Origin of the sequence: Polyangium mundeleinium, assembly GCF_028369105.1 — a bacterium.
GTDB classification, from domain to species: Bacteria; Myxococcota_A; Polyangia; order Polyangiales; family Polyangiaceae; genus Polyangium; species Polyangium mundeleinium.
The window spans coordinates 12,880,748-12,897,403 of the sequence record NZ_JAQNDO010000001.1; the positions used below are offsets into that span (position 1 = coordinate 12,880,748).

The window sequence follows — 16,656 nt, forward strand, 5'->3', positions numbered from 1 at the left end:
TCGACCTTCGCAGAGGCGATAACCCTGCTAAGAGGGATCCCGACGGACGTTCTTCCTGAACGTTTTTTCCGTGAGCCAACCCTGACGGCACGGTCATCCTCGTATGAACAGCGTCTCTCCGGCACGCCCGTCGCTCGATCCGAACCGGCTCGAAATCCGGCTGCTGGACGAAGCGGTCATTGATGACGCGCAAGGGTTTTCCTGCGGCGATAGCGATCTCGACGAGTTCCTGCTCGTCGAGGCAATGCGCCTTCAGGTTCGGCACATCGTTCGCACGTACGTCGCATACTACGAGGGCTGTCTCGTCGGCTTCGTCTCGCTGATGACCGACTCCGTCACCCTGGAGACGAAGGAGCGAAAGCTCCTCGCGCTCGGTCACCACGACCACCCCGTGATCCCAGCTCTAAAGATCGCGCGTCTCGGCGTAAGCACGAGTTTTCGCGCTACCCATCGCGGCTGCGGAGAATCGCTCGTCCGATTCGCCTGGGCCATGGCGCTCGAATCATCCGAGCGCGTCGGTTGTCGCCTGCTAACGGTCGATGCGTACGAGGCGTCCGTGCCGTTCTACGAACGGCTCGGTTTCCTCAGGAACCGCGCCAAGGAGTACCGGGAACGACCCAACACGAGCATGCGGCTCGATGTCCACGCGCCGCGCCCCCCGTCTTGGCTTAGCGAGCCGACGGCTCCTTTGGGGGGCGACGCGAAAGAACCTTCGGACGCTTAACGTCCGCAAGATAGCGCTTCGCCGCTTCCAGCCGCTTTTCGACCTCCTCCGGGGAGGCCACCTCTTCCAGAGACGCGAGGAGCTCCTCGGCATCCTCGCCGGAAAGGGGCGGAGTCGGCTCGATCGGACGCGCCATAGCTTGGGGCATCATGGGCGGTCTTGGCTTCACCGTCAATCAGAACGTCGGCCACGACTCCGCGACCTTACCTCCATCACTCGATCGTCCCCCACACGCGCAGCGCCGCCGCCGTGTCCGGGTCGATCGTCGCCGGCTCCCGCCTCTGCAGGCCCGCGCGGGTCGCCTGATCGCGCGCCATGATCCGGCGGAAGAGCGCCTGCGCCGCGAGCGGAAGGGTTTCGCGGCGGTTGAAGGCGCAGGTCGGGTCGAGCTCGAGGTCGCAAAGGAACGGCGCGGCGTCGTAGCGGCCCGTCATGATGAGCTCGCCCCAGCGGGCCGAGAAGCGGTCGTCGAGCGTGGCGATCTGCGGCTCGAAGGAGGAGTCTTCGAGGCCCGAGGCGACGGCGGAGAGGTCGCGGCCGAGGCCCGGGCGGGAGAAGGAGATGCCGAGCGCGGAGAGCGTCGTCTGGCTGAGGTCCCACATCTCGGTGGGGAGGTTGACGTGGGCGCCGCCGTACCGGGCGTCCGGGAAGCGAACGTAGAGCGGCAGGGAGAGGTGGGGCTCGGCGAGGCCGTCGCCCTCGGCGTAAAGCGCGCCGGCGCCGGCCGCGACGTCGCCCGTGACGACGAAGACGGTGCTCTCCCAGACGCCAGCGGTCTTGAGAGCGGTCACGAGGCCACCGAGGGCGCGGTCCTGCGCGGCCATGGCGGCGCCTTCGAGGGCGCGGATCCGCTCCTGGTCCTGCGCGGAGAGGGCGTCCTTCTTGTCCTTCTTTTTCCGCAAGGTCGCGAGCTGCTGCGCCCCGCGGCGTGGCTCGATGACGCCGGTGTAGGAGCTCGGCGGGAGCTGCGCTTGCTCCTTCGGCGAGACGTCCCAGGGCGGATGTCCGCCGCGGGCGTGCACGACGAGGAGGAGGCGCGCCTCGGGCGATTGGCGGAGGACGTCGGTGAGCCAGGTGGCGGCGGCGTCGAGGGGCGCGGTCGCCGGGTCGTTGCCGTAGGGGGGATATTCGGCGAAATGCTCCCAGCCCTCGCCGAACCCGAAGGATTTGAAGGTGGCCGGGACGCCGGTGAACATGGCCGCGCGAATGCTGGCGTCGTGGGCGACGGCGCCGAGCGTGGTGTTCGAGGCCGGCATGCGCGCGCCGAAATCGGTGAGGGTATGCGCCCGCGGCGGCATGGCCGTCAGCAGGGAGCCAACGACGCTGCCCGGGAAGGTGGTCGGGGCGCGGTGGCGATGGAAGGTGGTCGCCGTGAGCGCGAGCTCGGAGAGGGTCGGGAGCAGCGGCGTGGGGCCCGCGTGCCACGGCGGGAGGCTGTCGCGGTCGAGGCCGTTCATGACGACGACGACGACGGCGCGGGCCTTGGCGGTGGCCGGCGGAGGCGCCGCAGGCAGGACGAGGACCGGATCGCCGAAAAGGACACGGGCGCCCTGGGGCGTGCCCTCGGCGCGGAGCTCCAGCGTGGCGAGGGGGCCGCCCTGGGGGTCGAGCGGGAGGTCGACGTCGGTCCAGGTCGCCTTGTCGCCGCCGGTGAGGTGCTGGGTGAGGACGTCGACGGGCTTCTGGCCGTCCCGAAGGAGGCGCACGCGGGCGTCGGCCTCACCGGGGCCGAGGACGCCGACGGAGGTGCGGAGGCGAGCGCCGGGCGGGAGGCGGAGGGTGCAGCGGACGGCGCCGGGGCCGCGGAGGGCGATCGAGCGGTGCGGAACGCCGGAGAGCGCGGCCTCGCGGAGGATGACGTCCCGGAGGGTGGGCGGGCCGTAGGTGGCGGTGCTCTCGTCGGGGACGCCGATGCGGATCCAGTCGAGGTCGACGAGGGGATCGCCGCTCTTGGCGCGGCCCATGAAGCGGAAGGTGAGGGTGTGGGGGCCGGGGTCGACGGGGAGCGAGGTGGCCCCGGTGGTGGCGATGCGGATCTGGCTGCGCTGGAAGTTGAGGGTGCCGAGGGGCTGGTCGTCGAGGGAGACGGTGGCGGCGCGGGCGCCGAGGCCCATGGAGCGAGCGGCGACGAAGATGGGGCTCGCTTCCGGCAGGACGAAGGTGACGCGCAGGGTGCGGTTCGAGATGCGCATCCAGGTGGAAGCGTCGTGCTCGATGGGATCGATGCCCCTCGGGGCGACGCCGGTCCAGGCGAAGCGGCCGACCATGGCATCGGTGCCGGTGTCGAGGAGCAGGCCGCGATGTTCGAGGTCGCAGCCGGGGAGCTGGTCGACGAGGTCGGCGACGATGCGGGCGGGCGCAGGCGGCTGCAGGGCGGCGGCGCTGGTGGTGGGCGCGGGGGTCCCCTGCTCCTGGCGTTTGCCGGAGCTACAGGCGCTCACGCCGAGGGCGACGGCGAGGAGGGACGAGAGGACGATCGGGGCGGAAGGCGTCAACGCGACCAGGGTGGCGCGATGCGGAGGCGCGTCAAGCGGGCTTGTGGGGGGAAGACGTAGGAGCGAGGTCACCAAGAAGGGGCTTCGCGACCGCCGCGAAGGTGCCTCGTGACGCGCGTGCGCCCGCCGCGGGCGCCGCGACGGCGTCGGTGGAGCTACGGGGGAGGTGTTCGAGGGCCGGGATGCCGTCGAGAGGGCGAGGGGATCGCTTCGCGGGGGTCGGGATGCCGTCGAAGCGGCGACGAGGTCGCTTCACGACGGTCGCGATGCCGTCGAGGCGGCGACGAGGTGGCTTCGCGACGGTCGCGGAGGCGAGGCGTAAGGTACGGAGCGGCTTCGCGAGCGAGTTGCCGTGCTGGAAGCGGAGCCTTACCGCGACCAGGGGGGCGCGATGCGCAGGCGCGTCAAGCGTCCTTCCTTGACGAGGGCGAACCGGACGCGCTCCTCGCCGCGGAGGCGGACGCGGATCTCGTACGGGTCCTTCTTGGGGGCGAGCTTCGACTGGACGATCGGCCCGGTCCCGATGAGCTGGCCGTCGACGAAAATCGAATCACTCGGCCCGGCCACGACCTCGAGGAGACCCTGGCCCGCGGGGACCTTGTCCTCGGCGCGGAGAGGGAGATCCTGGGGCATGACGGGGAAGTCGGCGGTGTCGCCCTCGCGCCGGTCGCGGGGGGTCGTCGCGGCCGCGGCAGGCTCGGGCGTGGGCTCGGGCGCGGGTGCGGCCGCGGGCAGGCCTTCCGCGGTGACGGTCGGGAGCGCCGCGGGCGCGGGCGCCGGGGCGACGCGCTGGTGCGCGAGGCGGCTGCCAACGGCGAAGACGGTGCCGGCGACGGCGAAGAGGATCCAGGCGCTGACGCGGGTGCGCGAGCTGCCCTCGCGGCGAGAGGGCGGCGCCCCGTCGCGGCTGACCTTTTCGTTGCGGCGGAAGCGGCTCGGGCGGCTCTCGACGTCGGGATCGAGGGTGCGAGCGCCGGGCGCGTGGGCCGAAGGCAACGCGGAACGCGGAGGCGGCGGGAGATCCTCGACCGGCGGGGGGACGAGGGTGCCGAGCGACGTCGGAATGGGCCGCGCCGACGGGAGGGTCGAAGCACGCGGCGCGGGCGCGGCGGCGGGCGCGGCGGCGGGCGCAGCCATGGGCGCGGGCGCGGGCGCGGCGGCGGGCGCGGTGATGACCGCTGGCGCGAAGAGCGGCGCCGGGGCGGCCACGGCCACGGGCGCGGGCGTGAGCACAGGCACGGACAGGCGCTCGACCTTGCGCGGGGCGACCGGGCCCGGCGTGGGCGAGGGCTGCTTCACCGCAATCAACTGCCGCAGTACGTCGAGCGTCGGCTCCTCGGTGGGCATGTGCGCGAGGTCGAGGACCGAGCCGACCTCGACCGAGAGGACCTCGTCCGGCTGGAGCGAAAGGATCGACGGGGCCGGCGAGACCTCCTCGCGGGCGAGGACCGGGCCGGGCGTGGCCGAGCGGTCGATGATCGCGGAGATCGGCTCCGGCGTGCTCGGCGCAGGCTCGGGCAGGATGTCGGCGAGCGCCGGGATGAGCGCCGGCGGCGGCGGACGGCGCACGCCGCGGAGCCGCTCGGACTCGCGGTGCACGGCAGGCGTGAGCAGATCCGCGCCGGCCTCGCCGACGACGGCGGTGATCGCGCCATGGGCCGCCGCGTCGCAAAGGACGTCCTCGACGAGGTGCGCGGCAGCCTTGCCGTTCGCGACGAGCGCGCGGGGCGAGGCGCCGGCCGCGATCGAGCGCAGGAGCGAGCGCAAGGGCTCGGGGGTCGCGTGCTCGGCGGGGCCGAGGAGGTCGAGGTCGATCTCGACACGCTCGACGGTCATGAGCGAGGCGCCCGAGAGCAGGCGTTGCGCGGCGCGGGCCGAGGCGATCGGCGCGACGAGCTGCTCGGCGAGCGAGCCTTCGAGGTCGGGACGCGCACCGGAGACACGCGCGGCGTCGTCGTCGACGGGCGCGACGACGAAGCGGCCGGCGCCGAGGCCGAGGAGGCGCGCGAGCACACCGGGGCCACGCTCGAAGGAGCCGTCGGCCGTGGTGCGCGTGGCCCGCACGGGGCGGCCTTCGCGGATCTCGACTTCGTAGAGGTAGAGCGCATCCCGCACGGTGAGCGTGGAGGCGGGCCGGTGCGCACAGGCGAGCGCGAGCAGGGTGCGGGGCGTGAGGCCGTCGACGCGGCCGCGAACCTCGCCGCCTTGCGCGAGGCGCTCGGCGACGCGCAGGCGGGGGCGCAGGATCTCGCAGAGGCGCTGGACGATCGCCGAAGCGCTCGCCTCCTTGCGGAGGTAGCCGTCCGCGCCGGCGCCGAGCTCGCGCACGCGCTGGAGGAGGTCCTCTTTCCAGGAGAGGAGCACGACGGGGACGTCGCGGAGCGCGAAGTCACGCTTGAGCGCGCGGCAAAGGGCAAAACCGTCGAGGCCGGGCATGACGATGTCGCTGACGACGAGGTCGGGCGCGACCTCGCACGCGAGCTCGAAGGCGCGCTCGCCGTCGTGGGCCTCGTACACGGTGGCGCCCGCGGCGCGCAGGACGCCGGCGAGGAACCAGGTGACGGCGGCGTCGTCGTCGGCCACGACCACGCGGAGGCGATCGAGCGTGGGCACGCGCGCGCCGCGGGCCTCGCCGAGCGCCCGCACGCGCGTCGCCTTGCCCGACTGCTCGGGGCCACCGAGCCACGGCGCGAACGGGAGCGCGCCCTCCGGCCCGCTCGGCGAAAACCGCACCTTGCCTTGCGACTCGATGGTGACGAGGTCCCGGATCCGCGCGACCGCGCCCCAGAGCGCGGCGAGCACCTGGCTGCCCTCGCCGAGCTCGATCCGCGTGCCACGGGCGCGCGCGTCGGCCGCGTCGCAGAGGCCACGACGCAGCTCCTCGGCGAGGCGCGCGCCGAGATCGTCCAGCGTGACCTCACCGATCGGCGCGCGGGCGATCTCGCGACGCACGTAACTCGCGGCCACCTCGGCGCAGGCCTTCCGCAGGGCGTCCGGCGAGACGGGCTTGGGCAAGGTGCGCGCGACGCCGAGCGCCGCGTAGAGCGCAGCGTCGTCGGGCCGGGAGAAGCGGCCGAAGAGGAGGATCGGCACCCCCTCGATGAGCGGATCGGCGAGCAAGGAGGCGACGAGCTCCCGCGCGCCGGGCTTGTCCGCGTCGATCACGACGACGTCCGGCGCGAGCGCGCGCGCGAGATCGGGCGCGGCCACGAGGTCCTCGGTGCGCTCGACCTCGAAGAACGAAGCAGCCCCCTCGGCGTGATCCTTCGCGAGGGCCTCGGCGAGCCGCTCGGGGCCGACGAACAAGACGGTCTGCGGAATCCCCGGCGCGGCCGCGCTCACGGGCTTGTCGGCGGACCTCTCCGCCGAGGGCAAGGTGCGCGGGCCGCTGCTCGCCGATCGCGGCGCGGGCTCACGCTCGGGCGTGACGAGCGAGGCCTCGCCCCACGCGAGCTCGGGCAGCCGATCGAGCAGGCTTCGCAGCGCCTTCCACTCGTCGTCCGTGAGCTTGCCGCGCTCGGCGACACGGTCGACGAGGGCCTCCCCGGACTTCAGCTCCTCGGCGAGCTTGTTGAAGCGGAGCAGCCTCGCGGCGGCGGCGAGGGCATGCACGCGGCGGCGCAGATCGTCGCGTCGCGCCGGGGAAGCTGGCTCTTCGGCGAGCTTGGCGACAGCGGTACGGAGCTCGACGACCCGACGGCCGAGGGTGGCCACGAAATCGGCCCGGACGCCGCCGAGGCGCTCGGGGGACGACGCGGGCCGAGCGTCCTTGGGCGCCTCGGCCCGCCGCTCGGGCGTGGAGGGCGGAGCGATGCCCTCGAGCGTGATGACGCCCATGGCCTCGGGACGGCCGCCTTCAGTTCGGTCCAACGCGGTAGCTTGCGCGCCCATCGGTTCGGGCCGTATCACGGGTCGGCGCGGCAGCTCCAATTTGTGGCGACGCCTGCGGGGGGGCTGGATCGCGATCGGCGGTCGATTTTGCGCAACCGTTCGGCGCTCCTGGCGAAGTTGGGTTTGTGGAGCCGTATCTTACGCGCCGAGGTATGCTGCGTCGCATGATGGCGATCGCGATGGCAGACGTGCTTCAGCCGGAACCGATGACGCTCGAGCAGTGGGCCGACATGGATGACGACGAGCCGGGCGAGCTCGTCGACGGCGTACTGGTGGAGGAAGAGGTGCCGACGAATCTGCACGAGCTCATCGTGAGCTGGGTGTCCTACGCACTCATGACCTGGGCCAAGGAGCGCGGTGGGCGCGTCTTTGGCTCGGACCACAAGCTGGGCGTGTCCGCGCGCCGCGGCCGCAAGCCTGACGTGACGGTGTACGCGCCGCGCACCAAGATGAGCTGGCAGGCCTCGCTCTCGCGCATCCCCCCGCTCATCGTCGTGGAAGTGATCTCCCGGCGCGCGCGCGACGTGCGGCGAGATCGCGCCGAGAAGCTCGGCGATTACGCGCGCTTCGGCGTGCGCTGGTACTGGCTCGTCGACCCCGAGGCGCGGCTCATCGAGGTCCTGGAGCTCGGCGCGGACGGGCGATACACGATCGCGATGCAAGCCTCGACCGAACGCGTGGCCGTGCCCGGCTGTGAACCGCTCGAACTCGAGCTCGCCGACCTCTGGAAGACGGTCGACGAAGCCATGGCGGAAGGCGACGAGGAAGAGGAGGAGAGCGGCGAGGGCTGAAGCGCTACGTCGACGAGCCAGCCGGCGGCGCGGGCTTGTTCCAAAGCTTGGAAAGATCAAGCTCGATCGCATCGAAGGGCACGGCGCGGACCTTGGCGTCGTCGTGGTGCACACCGCGCAGGAGCCAGCCCTCGGGGGTGAGGGCGAATACTTCGAGCAGGCGCTCGATCGGGTCCACGATCCAGAGGTGCTGGACGCCTTCCCGAGCGTACACCGGCATCTTCTTCGCCCGGTCGATCGCCGCCGTGGAGGGGCTTGCCACCTCGCAGACCCAGTCGGGCGCGAGGGGGAAGTACGGGGTCTCGGGCAGTTCGGGCATCCGCTCGACGCGCCAGCCGGCGAGGTCCGGGACGAGGGTGTCGCCGCCGAGGTGCAGCTCGGGTTCGTTGAGGATCCACCAGCCGCCGGGACCACCCTCACCGAACCGGAACGGGGGACCAAGCTGCATCCCGAGCGACGAGTGCGCCGACGCATGCCTCGGCGCAGGCCGGGGAAACACGTACAGCGTGCCCTGGATCAGCTCGGCGACCTGATGCGGCGGGACCGCTTCGAGGTCCGCGTACGTCGCCGGATGCAGCTTCTCCGCCGGGTGCCCCATGGCACGTTCTTACCGCATCGATGGACCCCTGCCCAGGGATCCGCCGTCGCGCCCGACCCTCACCCCGTCTCGCCCGCCCCCGGCAGCACCAGATAGTCCGAGACCGACTCCAGCCGGATCTCCGGAAACCGCTCCGCCACCGCGCTCCGCATCTGCTCCGCGTCGGCCGGATCTCCCGCCTCGGCGAACGCCTGCTGCCTCGCCGCGTCGCTCGGCCATTGCGCGTATCCGTAGAAGAGCCCGTCCGATCCGCGGTGCAGCCGCGACCCGAGCGAGCCCTTCTCCAGATAGTGCGCCGTGATCCGCGACCAGGCCTCGATGAACGCTTCCTCCCTCCCCGGGTGAAGCCTCCACCGATACAGCACCACGAATCCCGGCCCGCGACCGCTCATCCGGCCCTACAGCTCCTTCGCCACCCGCTCCCGCACCCACGCCGCCGCGGCGCGTGTGCCCAGCGTGCCGCCCACGTCCACGGTGCACGCCTTCTCCTCGATCGCCTCCGACACCGCTCGCTCGATTCGCTTCTCCTCGTCCGGCCATCCGAGGTGCGTGAGCATCATGCCCACCGTCAGCAGCGCCGCGAACGGGTTCGCGATGTCCTTGCCCGCGAGCGGCGGCGCCGAGCCGTGCACTGGCTCGAACATCGCCACACGCGTCGGGTCGGACGCGTGCACGTTCGCGCTCGCCGCCATCCCGAGGCCGCCTTGCAGCGCTGCGCCGAGGTCCGTCACGATGTCGCCGAAGAGGTTGTTCATCACCAGCACCTCGAACTGCGACGGGTCCTGGATCATGAGCAGGCAGAGCGCGTCCACGTAAAGGTGCCGCGACTCGATCTCCGGGTACTCGCGCCGCACCTCGTCGAACACGCGCAGCCAGAGCTCGTGCGCGTGCCGCATCGCGTTCGACTTGTCCGCCATGCACACGCGCTTCTTGCCCGTGCGCTTCGCAAAGTCGAACGCCGCGCGCACGATCCGCTCGACGCCCTTGCGCGTGTTGAGGTCCTCGTTGATCGCGACCTCGTCGGGCGTGCCTCGCTTGAACTGCCCGCCCATGCCGACGTAGACGCCCTCGGTGTTCTCGCGGAACACCACCATGTCCACGTCCTTCGCGCCTCGACCCTTGAGCGGCACCAGGCGATCGGAGAGCGCCTTCACGGGCCGCACGTTCGCGTAGAGGTCGAAGCCGAAGCGCATCCCGAAGAGGATGTCCCGCGCGTGCTCCAGGCCAGGCACGCGCGGGTCTCCCAGCGCGCCGAGCAGGACCGCGGCGCACTCGCGTTGCACCGCGATCTGGATCTCCTTCGGAAACGTCACGCCGTCGCGCAGGTAGCGATCGGCGCCCAGGTCGAGCTCCCAGAGATCGAGCGGCAAGCCCGCCTTGTCTCGGTAGATCTCGAGCAGGAGCTTCGCCTCGTGCGTGACGCTCGGCCCGATCCCGTCTCCCCCGATGATGGCGATCTTCTTGCGCTGCGATCCCACGGCTCTCCCTTTCAGTTCAGCTCAGCCGAGCGCCCGCTCGACCGGCACGTACTCGAGGTTGTGCGCCTGCGCGACCGGCCCGTACGTCACCGCGCCGCCGAACGTGTTCACGCCGAGCAAGACCGCGCGATCCGCGCGCGCCGCCGCCGCCACACCCTTGTCCGCGATCGCAAGGCCGTACTGCAGCGTCGTGTTCGTCAGCGCCCACGTGCTCGTGTGGCTCACGGCGCCCGGCATGTTCGCCACGCAGTAGTGCACGACGCCGTGCACCTCGTAGGTGGGGTTGTCGTGCGTCGTCGGCCGGCACGTCTCGATGCAGCCGCCCTGATCCACGGCCACGTCGACCACCACGCTGCCCTTCTCCATCTCGGAGATGAGCTTCTCGGTCACGAGCTTCGGCGCCTTCGCGCCCGTCACGAGCACCGCGCCGATCACGAGGTCCGCGCGCTGCACGCACGCCTCGATGTTGTCCGCGTTCGAGTAGAGCGTCTCGATCGCCCCGCCGAACACGTCCTCGAGGTACTCCATCGTCTGGCCGCGCACGTCGAGCACGGTCACCTGCGCACCCATGCCGACCGCGATCGTCGCGGCGTTCTTGCCGACGACGCCGCCGCCGAGGATCACCACGCGCCCGCGCCGCGTGCCGGGCACGCCGCCGAGCAGGACGCCCTTGCCGCCGCGCTCCTTCTGCAAGCACGCCGCGCCGACCTGCGCGGACATGCGGCCGGCCACCTCGCTCATCGGCCGGAGCAACGGCAGCGAGCCATCGGCGAGCTCGATCGTCTCGTACGCCACGCCCGCGACACCCGTCTCGGCGAGCTTCTTCGTGAGCTCGGGCTCGGCCGCGAGGTGCAGGTACGTGTAGACGATGAGGTCTTTCCGGAAGAAGCCGTACTCGGCGGCGAGCGGCTCCTTCACCTTCACGACCATCTCGGCGCCCCAGGCGTCGGCGGCGGTCGGGACCATCGTCGCGCCTGCGCGCACGTAGGCCTCGTCCTTGATGCCGCTGCCTTCGCCGGCCCCTTGCTGGACGAGCACCTTGTGTCCGCGGCCCACGAAGGCGCGAACGCCCGCCGGGGTCATCCCGACGCGATACTCCCTGGTCTTGATCTCCTTCGGAACTCCGATGAGCACGATGTCTCCTCCCGACTTGGTCGACGCTTCGGCGCCGCGATGGCGCGCGCGACCATAGCAGAAGGAACGGCACGTGGATCCAGTTCCGCGAACGACGCGATGCGGCGATCGTGGCGACTTTCCAGGGATTTAGCGCGCTGCGCGGAAGCGCCGCGTCAGGATCACGCCGTCTCGAGCTCCGCGATCCGCTCCTTCGTGTGCGCTTCCTCGTAACCGAACTCCGTGAGCGGCAGGCCGGCTCCCCGGAGCGCGGTCATGAGCGCGCGGCTCGCACTCCCGCCCTCCTGACGGTAGTGGACGTTGCCACGCAATCGGCCGCCGCCCTTGCCACAGAGGAGCATGGGCAGATCGTCCTGCGCGTGGGTCCAGCCTTCGGTGTGCTCGGTGCAGACGAAAATCGAGCTGTGGTCGAGCAGGTTGCCGGTCGCGTCGGGCGTGTTCTTCAGCCGATCGAGGAAATAGGCGAGCTGGCCCATGGTGAACCGCACGGCGTCCTTTTGTTTCGTGTAGGGCGCGGGCTCGGTGTGGTTCATGTAATGCTGCCCGTCGGTCGCGCCGACCATCCAGAAGACCGCGCCCGAACCGCAGGTCGAGTACTGGATCGAAAACGATCGCGTGAGCCCGCAGGAGAGGGCGAGGGCCACGAGATCGCTCACGGCCTTGTTTTTCTCGGCGATCTGTTCGTTCGAGGCGAGATCGGGGAACACGCCCGGATCGTCGGGCTTGTTGCACTCGCCAATGGGCAGGTTCAGCCGGGACTCGATCTCCGAGATGCTCGTGAGGTGCTGTTCGAGCCGCTGTTTGTCCTTCGCGCCGAGCCGCCCCTGGAGCGTCTTGATCTGCCCGCTCACGGCGTCGAGCACGCTCCCGCGCGCGCGGTCCACTTGCGGCGAGCCCGCGCCCTTGTTGAACAGGCGATCGAAGAACGCGTGCGGCGATTCCTCCGACGGATTGACGTTCGTCTCACCGCTCTTGCTGCCGTTGTGCGAGAGGTGCTGGAACGACGTGCCCTCGTCGGTGCCGCGGAAACGCGTCACGGCGACTTCGAGCGATTTGTACGGGTTCGGCGCGAGGGACTGGAAGTATTGCGCGGCGACCTGATCGATGCTCGGGTACTTCATCGTCGACACGATCGTGTCGCGCACGTCGTCGATCTTGAGGTGCGGCCCGCCCGAGCAAACGGCGGACATCCCCGAATGATGCGGGTGCCGCGGCGTCATCACCGAGAGCCCGCTGATCACGCTGACATATTCCTTGTACGGCAGCAGCGGGGCGAGGCCGAAGTCCTCGGGCACGGTCCAATCGGGCCCCACGGTGGGCGGGGTCCACGTGGGCAGGTGGACGCCATTGCCGAAGAACCAGAGGCCGAAGCGGGTCGGGATGTCTTCACCGTCGGCGAAGGCGTCGCCGTTCCCGTTCAGCATCATCTCGAAGATCGGCAGGCCCACAGCGACGGCGGCGCCGCCGAGCAGTCCGCGCAGGAACAGGCGACGGGAGGGACGTTCGATTTTGCGTGCGCTCACGGCTTCACCTCCTGCGAGGGCTTGCTGGCGTAGCGATATCCGTCGTTGGTCACGAGGCCGAGGACGAGGTCCTTGAACCGGTAATCGCTCGCCACGAAATCGGCGACGAGCTCCTCGACGCTGTTCTTGTCCCCCTTGCCGGCGAGGTGCGCGCCGGCGTGCTCGTAAAACCGCCGCGCGATGCAGGCGCCGACTTCCGGGAGCGAGGCGGCGAGCTCCGCCATGTCGATCGGCCCGGCGACGGGATGGCCGTCGACCACCGTGGTCGAATCGACCGTCAGGCCATTCTCGTCGGTCTCGCGGTACACGCCGATCGCGTCGTACTTCTCGAAGGCGAAGCCGATCGGATCCATCTGCTCGTGGCAGCCTGCGCATTCCGGATTCGTCCGGTGCTCGTCGAGCCGCTGCCGCAGCGTGGTGGGCTTGCCCGGCTCGGCCTCGGGCAGCGTGGTGTTGATTCCGGGCGGGGGTGGCGGGATGTCCTGGCAGAACATGTTGAGCCGGACGAAGCGCCCGCGGTGGGTCGGCGACGTCTGCGTCTTGTGCGCGTTCAGCGCGAGGAACCCCGGCGTCGTCAGAATGCCTGCGCGCCGGCCGTCGTCGGGCAACGTGACGGGCGTCCATTCCGGCCCCGTGATGCCCTCGATGCCATACACGCGCGCCAGGTCCTCGTTGACGTACGTGTCGCGTGTCGTGAACATGTCCCGGAAATCGCCCTCTTTTTCGAAGACGTTGTTCTCGAACATGCGCTCCATCTCGATGCGCATCGAGGGCCCGAGCGTGGCCGAGAGCTGGGGGAATTTGTCCGGCTGCTTGTCGAGCGCGTCGAGCTTGCCGATGTTCATGAAGTCGCGGAAAAACCGCGTGAGCGTGACGCGCGCGCGGGGATCGTCGAGCAATCGCGATGCCTGGGCCTGCACGCCCTCGGCCGTCGCGAGCTCACCGCGCCGTGCGGCCTCGCGAAGCGTATCGTCGGGGGGCGCGTCGAGCAGCAGGAACGAGAGGCGGCTCGCCATCTCCCAGCCCGTGTAGCGATACCCCTCGTCGCCCGGCTCGCCGACCTCGACGCGGAACAAGAAATGCGGCGAGAGCAAGACCGCGGCGAGCGCGAACTTGAGGCCCTGCGCCTCGTCTTCGAGGTCGGTCGCGACCTTCGCCGAGAGCACGTGCAACGACGTGACCTCCTCCTCGGAGACGGGCCTGCGCCAGGCACGCGTGGTGAACGAGGCGACGAAGTCCTTGACGCACGGCTCGCCCACGGCCGTCACGGGGCAACCGACGAGCGCGTCGCGCCGGGCCGGATCGGCGAAGATTTGATCGAGCAGCGCGTACGTCGCGTTCTCGTATTTCTCGGCGTCGACGGGGGCGATGGTGCTGCGGGCGGCGGAGATCGACGAGAAGCCGTAGAGCACGTCGTCGACCGGCAAATCCGCGGGCATCGTGAGCGGTTTGCCGAAGAGATCGAGCCAGGCGTTCTGGATCTGCGGCCGCGTGAGGCGATGCAGCGTCGGCTCGGCGGGCGCGAACGCCGCGGCGGCGGCCCTCTCGTCGCCCGAGTCCCCGATCATGCCCACGCAACTCGCGAGGCCCACGAGCGCGCATAGCAAAGGCGCGAATGCCTGTCGCATGCGCTTGAAGTTACAAGACTCCAGGGAGTCGCTACAAGCGCGATTGTGATACGATCGGTCCGTGTCGACGCTGCGAATTTTCCACTCCGCCTCGAATCTTGTGTTTGCGCTCCTGCTCACGGCTTGTGCGAGCGGTGGGAGCGGCGACGAGGGCGGCGGCGGGGGAGGAAGCGCCGGCGGCGGCAGCGGAGGCTCGAACGAAGGCGGGCACGGTTGTTTCTCGACCGAGACCACGTGCAATGGCAAATGCGTCCACCTCGAGGACAACGCGTCGCATTGCGGCGCGTGCAACAACGCCTGCGGGGCGGGCGGCGTCTGCCTGAACGGGACCTGCGCCTACGACTGCAATGGCACGCTCGTGGAAAACCCCGCCGATTGCCTGAACCTCTACGGCGCGTTCGAAACCTTCCCGCCGGAGTGCCCGGGGTGCGGCACGGCAAACGCGCAGACGGGCGCATGCGGCTGCCCGAGCCCGGCGTCCGCGCTGCCGCTTCTGGTGCAAAGCGACTGCCCCGGCGTGCCGATGCGATCGGCGACGACGTTGCAGCTCTGCGTGACGCCCACGTTATCGCCGGACAGCGATTTCGGCGGAGCGTACCAGGTCGACGATCTCGACGGATGGTGCGGCTCGACCGCGCGTTGCCGCGTGGGAAACCCAATGGCCGGCGGGGCCTGCGTGTGCCCCGCGGGATTCGACGAGGCCATCGGGCTGCGCTCGATCATCCGGCTGCCGTGCAACGGCGCGGAGGGAGGGTCGGTGGTGGTGCTTTGCGGCAACAAGGAGGCGCCGCTGCGAACGTTCGGAGGCGCATTCCAGGTGGACGACGTGGAGCCGACGTGCCGCGTGGGCAATCCGTGGACCGGGGGATGCTCGTGCCCAGCGGGGACGAACGAGCATGTGTATCGCGTGATGGTGGATGGAGGGGCGGGGCTTTATGGGTCGACGGTTCGGCTTTGTATGCCCTGAGCCGCGTTACCCCGCCCCCGCCGCCGCCTCCAGCGCTGCCCGCAAGAGCGCCGCCAGCTCCGCCGGGATCGTCGCGTCGAACTGCCCGATCAGCTTATCCGCTTCGAGCAGCATCACCTCCCCCGCCTCGCAATGCGCTTCGAGCGCCGCTCGTTCCGCTTCGCCCACCCGCACCACCGCCGCCGTCCCCGGCAAGGAGAGCGCCCACGTCGGCGCCATCGTCTCGTCCGTCGGCAGCCCGATCACCGCGACCTCCACGCCCTCGCCGAGACGCAGCGTCCCGAGCGAGCGCGTCAGCGGCGCCCGCGACGTCGGCTCCGGCGCCATCACCACGTCCGTGATCCGACGCATCGAGTACGCGAGCACCCCCAGCCGTTGCGGGCTCGTCGCCAAGAGCAGCCGCGGCGGCACCGAGAAGCCGGGGCGCACGAGCCGCGTCGCCAGCGAGCGCAGCACCGGGATCTGCTCCGGCGTCGCCAGCGGCGTCGTCAGCGTGGCGAGCGGGATCGTCTTGACCTTGCCGCTCTTCTTGAGCTGCCCGAGCGCGTCCAGGATTTCGAGGTCCGGACCGTCGATCTCGTCGAGCAGCTCGTCGATGCTGCGCGGCATCTGCAAGAGCTCGAAGATCCGACCCCGCATCGACTCCGGGTCCGGCATCGACTCCGGGCCGTCGAGCAGCCCCGAGAGGCTCGCCAGGTCCGAGAGCGCAAACACCTCGCCCTCGGGCGAGAGGCTCGCGCGACGCTCGTTGAGCTCGTCGACCTGCCGCATCGCCTCCATCAGCAGCATGTTCGTGGAGGCCTGGATGCGGCGCTGGGTCGGCGGGTCGCCCGGCGAGAAGGCGAAACGGCCGCGGCGCTCGGCGAGCAGCCGGTAGAGCGCGCGTTCCCCCGTCCGACGGCTGAAGCTCGCGTCGACGATCTGCCCCTCGGCGAGCTTCACCTCACCCGGGCCCCGCGCCGTGGTGATGCTCAGCGACCCCGTCCGGCGGTTCATCGCCAGGAGCTGCAGCATGTCCACGAGCGGCACCTGCTCCAGGTCGCCGCGGATGTCCTGCGGCAGCGGCGGACGCGACACGCGCCGCGACACCTCCGTGATGCGCGAGACGATCTGGTCGACGTCGACCCGCATCACCTCATCCTGCACGAGGTCGACGTCGACCATCTTGTCGACGAGGAAGAGCACCGGGATGTCGGCGAACTCGGGCCTCTCCTTGAAGACCTCGCGCACGTTGCCGCCGCGCTCGGGGGCACGCGGCACGAGCACCACGTCGGGGCGGCTCTGGTAGGCCTGCTCGAGCGCGCTCTCCGCGCTGTTCGCGTTCGCCACCGCGAGGCCCATGGCCCGCAGCGCGGAGGCGAGCGCGCCGAGCGCGTCGACATCGGAGTCCACGAGGAGTACGCGTCGCGACATGGCCCTCCCTTATC

At 70.7% G+C, this 16,656-nt stretch carries 12 protein-coding genes; 3 read left to right on the top strand and 9 right to left on the bottom strand.

Annotated elements, in window-relative coordinates; genetic code table 11:
* Positions 1-103 precede the first annotated feature (103 nt).
* Positions 104-724, top strand: coding sequence for a GNAT family N-acetyltransferase (locus POL67_RS50995; RefSeq protein ID WP_271929989.1), 621 nt, complete (start codon positions 104-106; stop codon positions 722-724).
* 212 nt (positions 725-936) lie between these two features.
* On the opposite strand, the gene POL67_RS51000 is transcribed toward POL67_RS50995, so the two are convergent.
* On the bottom strand, positions 937-3,219 hold the full coding sequence (locus POL67_RS51000) for a sulfatase-like hydrolase/transferase (RefSeq protein ID WP_271929991.1): 2,283 nt from the start codon (positions 3,217-3,219) through the stop codon (positions 937-939).
* A gap of 369 nt (positions 3,220-3,588) precedes the next feature.
* Positions 3,589-7,089 carry a response regulator gene (locus POL67_RS51005; protein ID WP_271929993.1) on the bottom strand — a complete coding sequence of 1,167 codons (3,501 nt, stop codon included), beginning with the start codon at positions 7,087-7,089 and terminating at the stop codon, positions 3,589-3,591.
* A gap of 185 nt (positions 7,090-7,274) precedes the next feature.
* Here POL67_RS51005 and POL67_RS51010 point away from each other — a divergent pair, with 185 nt between their 5' ends.
* A complete protein-coding gene (locus POL67_RS51010; RefSeq protein WP_271929996.1) occupies positions 7,275-7,901 on the top strand; it encodes a Uma2 family endonuclease in 627 nt (208 codons plus the stop codon).
* 4 nt (positions 7,902-7,905) lie between these two features.
* Here the strand turns inward: POL67_RS51010 and POL67_RS51015 are convergent, their stop codons facing one another.
* From POL67_RS51015 to POL67_RS51040, 6 genes are all read right to left on the bottom strand, one after another.
* On the bottom strand, positions 7,906-8,499 hold the full coding sequence (locus POL67_RS51015) for a Uma2 family endonuclease (protein WP_271929999.1): 594 nt from the start codon (positions 8,497-8,499) through the stop codon (positions 7,906-7,908).
* A gap of 59 nt (positions 8,500-8,558) precedes the next feature.
* Complete coding sequence (locus POL67_RS51020; protein ID WP_271930003.1) at positions 8,559-8,891, bottom strand: putative quinol monooxygenase; 333 nt, start codon at positions 8,889-8,891, stop codon at positions 8,559-8,561.
* Between the two features lie 6 nt (positions 8,892-8,897).
* Positions 8,898-9,977, bottom strand: coding sequence for an isocitrate/isopropylmalate dehydrogenase family protein (locus tag POL67_RS51025; RefSeq protein WP_271930006.1), 1,080 nt, complete (start codon positions 9,975-9,977; stop codon positions 8,898-8,900).
* A 21-nt stretch (positions 9,978-9,998) separates the two neighbouring features.
* Positions 9,999-11,111 carry an alanine dehydrogenase gene (gene ald / locus POL67_RS51030; protein ID WP_271930008.1) on the bottom strand — a complete coding sequence of 371 codons (1,113 nt, stop codon included), beginning with the start codon at positions 11,109-11,111 and terminating at the stop codon, positions 9,999-10,001.
* 161 nt (positions 11,112-11,272) lie between these two features.
* Entirely contained in the window at positions 11,273-12,634 is a 1,362-nt protein-coding gene (locus POL67_RS51035) for a DUF1552 domain-containing protein (RefSeq protein ID WP_271930010.1), read from the bottom strand.
* Entirely contained in the window at positions 12,631-14,262 is a 1,632-nt protein-coding gene (locus POL67_RS51040) for a DUF1592 domain-containing protein (protein ID WP_271930012.1), read from the bottom strand. The genes POL67_RS51035 and POL67_RS51040 overlap by 4 nt, the downstream gene beginning before the upstream one ends.
* A 61-nt stretch (positions 14,263-14,323) precedes the next feature.
* Between POL67_RS51040 and POL67_RS51045 the strand changes: the two genes are divergently transcribed.
* Complete coding sequence (locus tag POL67_RS51045) at positions 14,324-15,229, top strand: hypothetical protein (RefSeq protein WP_271930014.1); 906 nt, start codon at positions 14,324-14,326, stop codon at positions 15,227-15,229.
* 6 nt (positions 15,230-15,235) lie between these two features.
* Here POL67_RS51045 and POL67_RS51050 read toward each other — a convergent pair whose 3' ends face one another.
* Entirely contained in the window at positions 15,236-16,642 is a 1,407-nt protein-coding gene (locus POL67_RS51050; RefSeq protein ID WP_271930017.1) for a DUF4388 domain-containing protein, read from the bottom strand.
* Positions 16,643-16,656 lie beyond the last annotated feature (14 nt).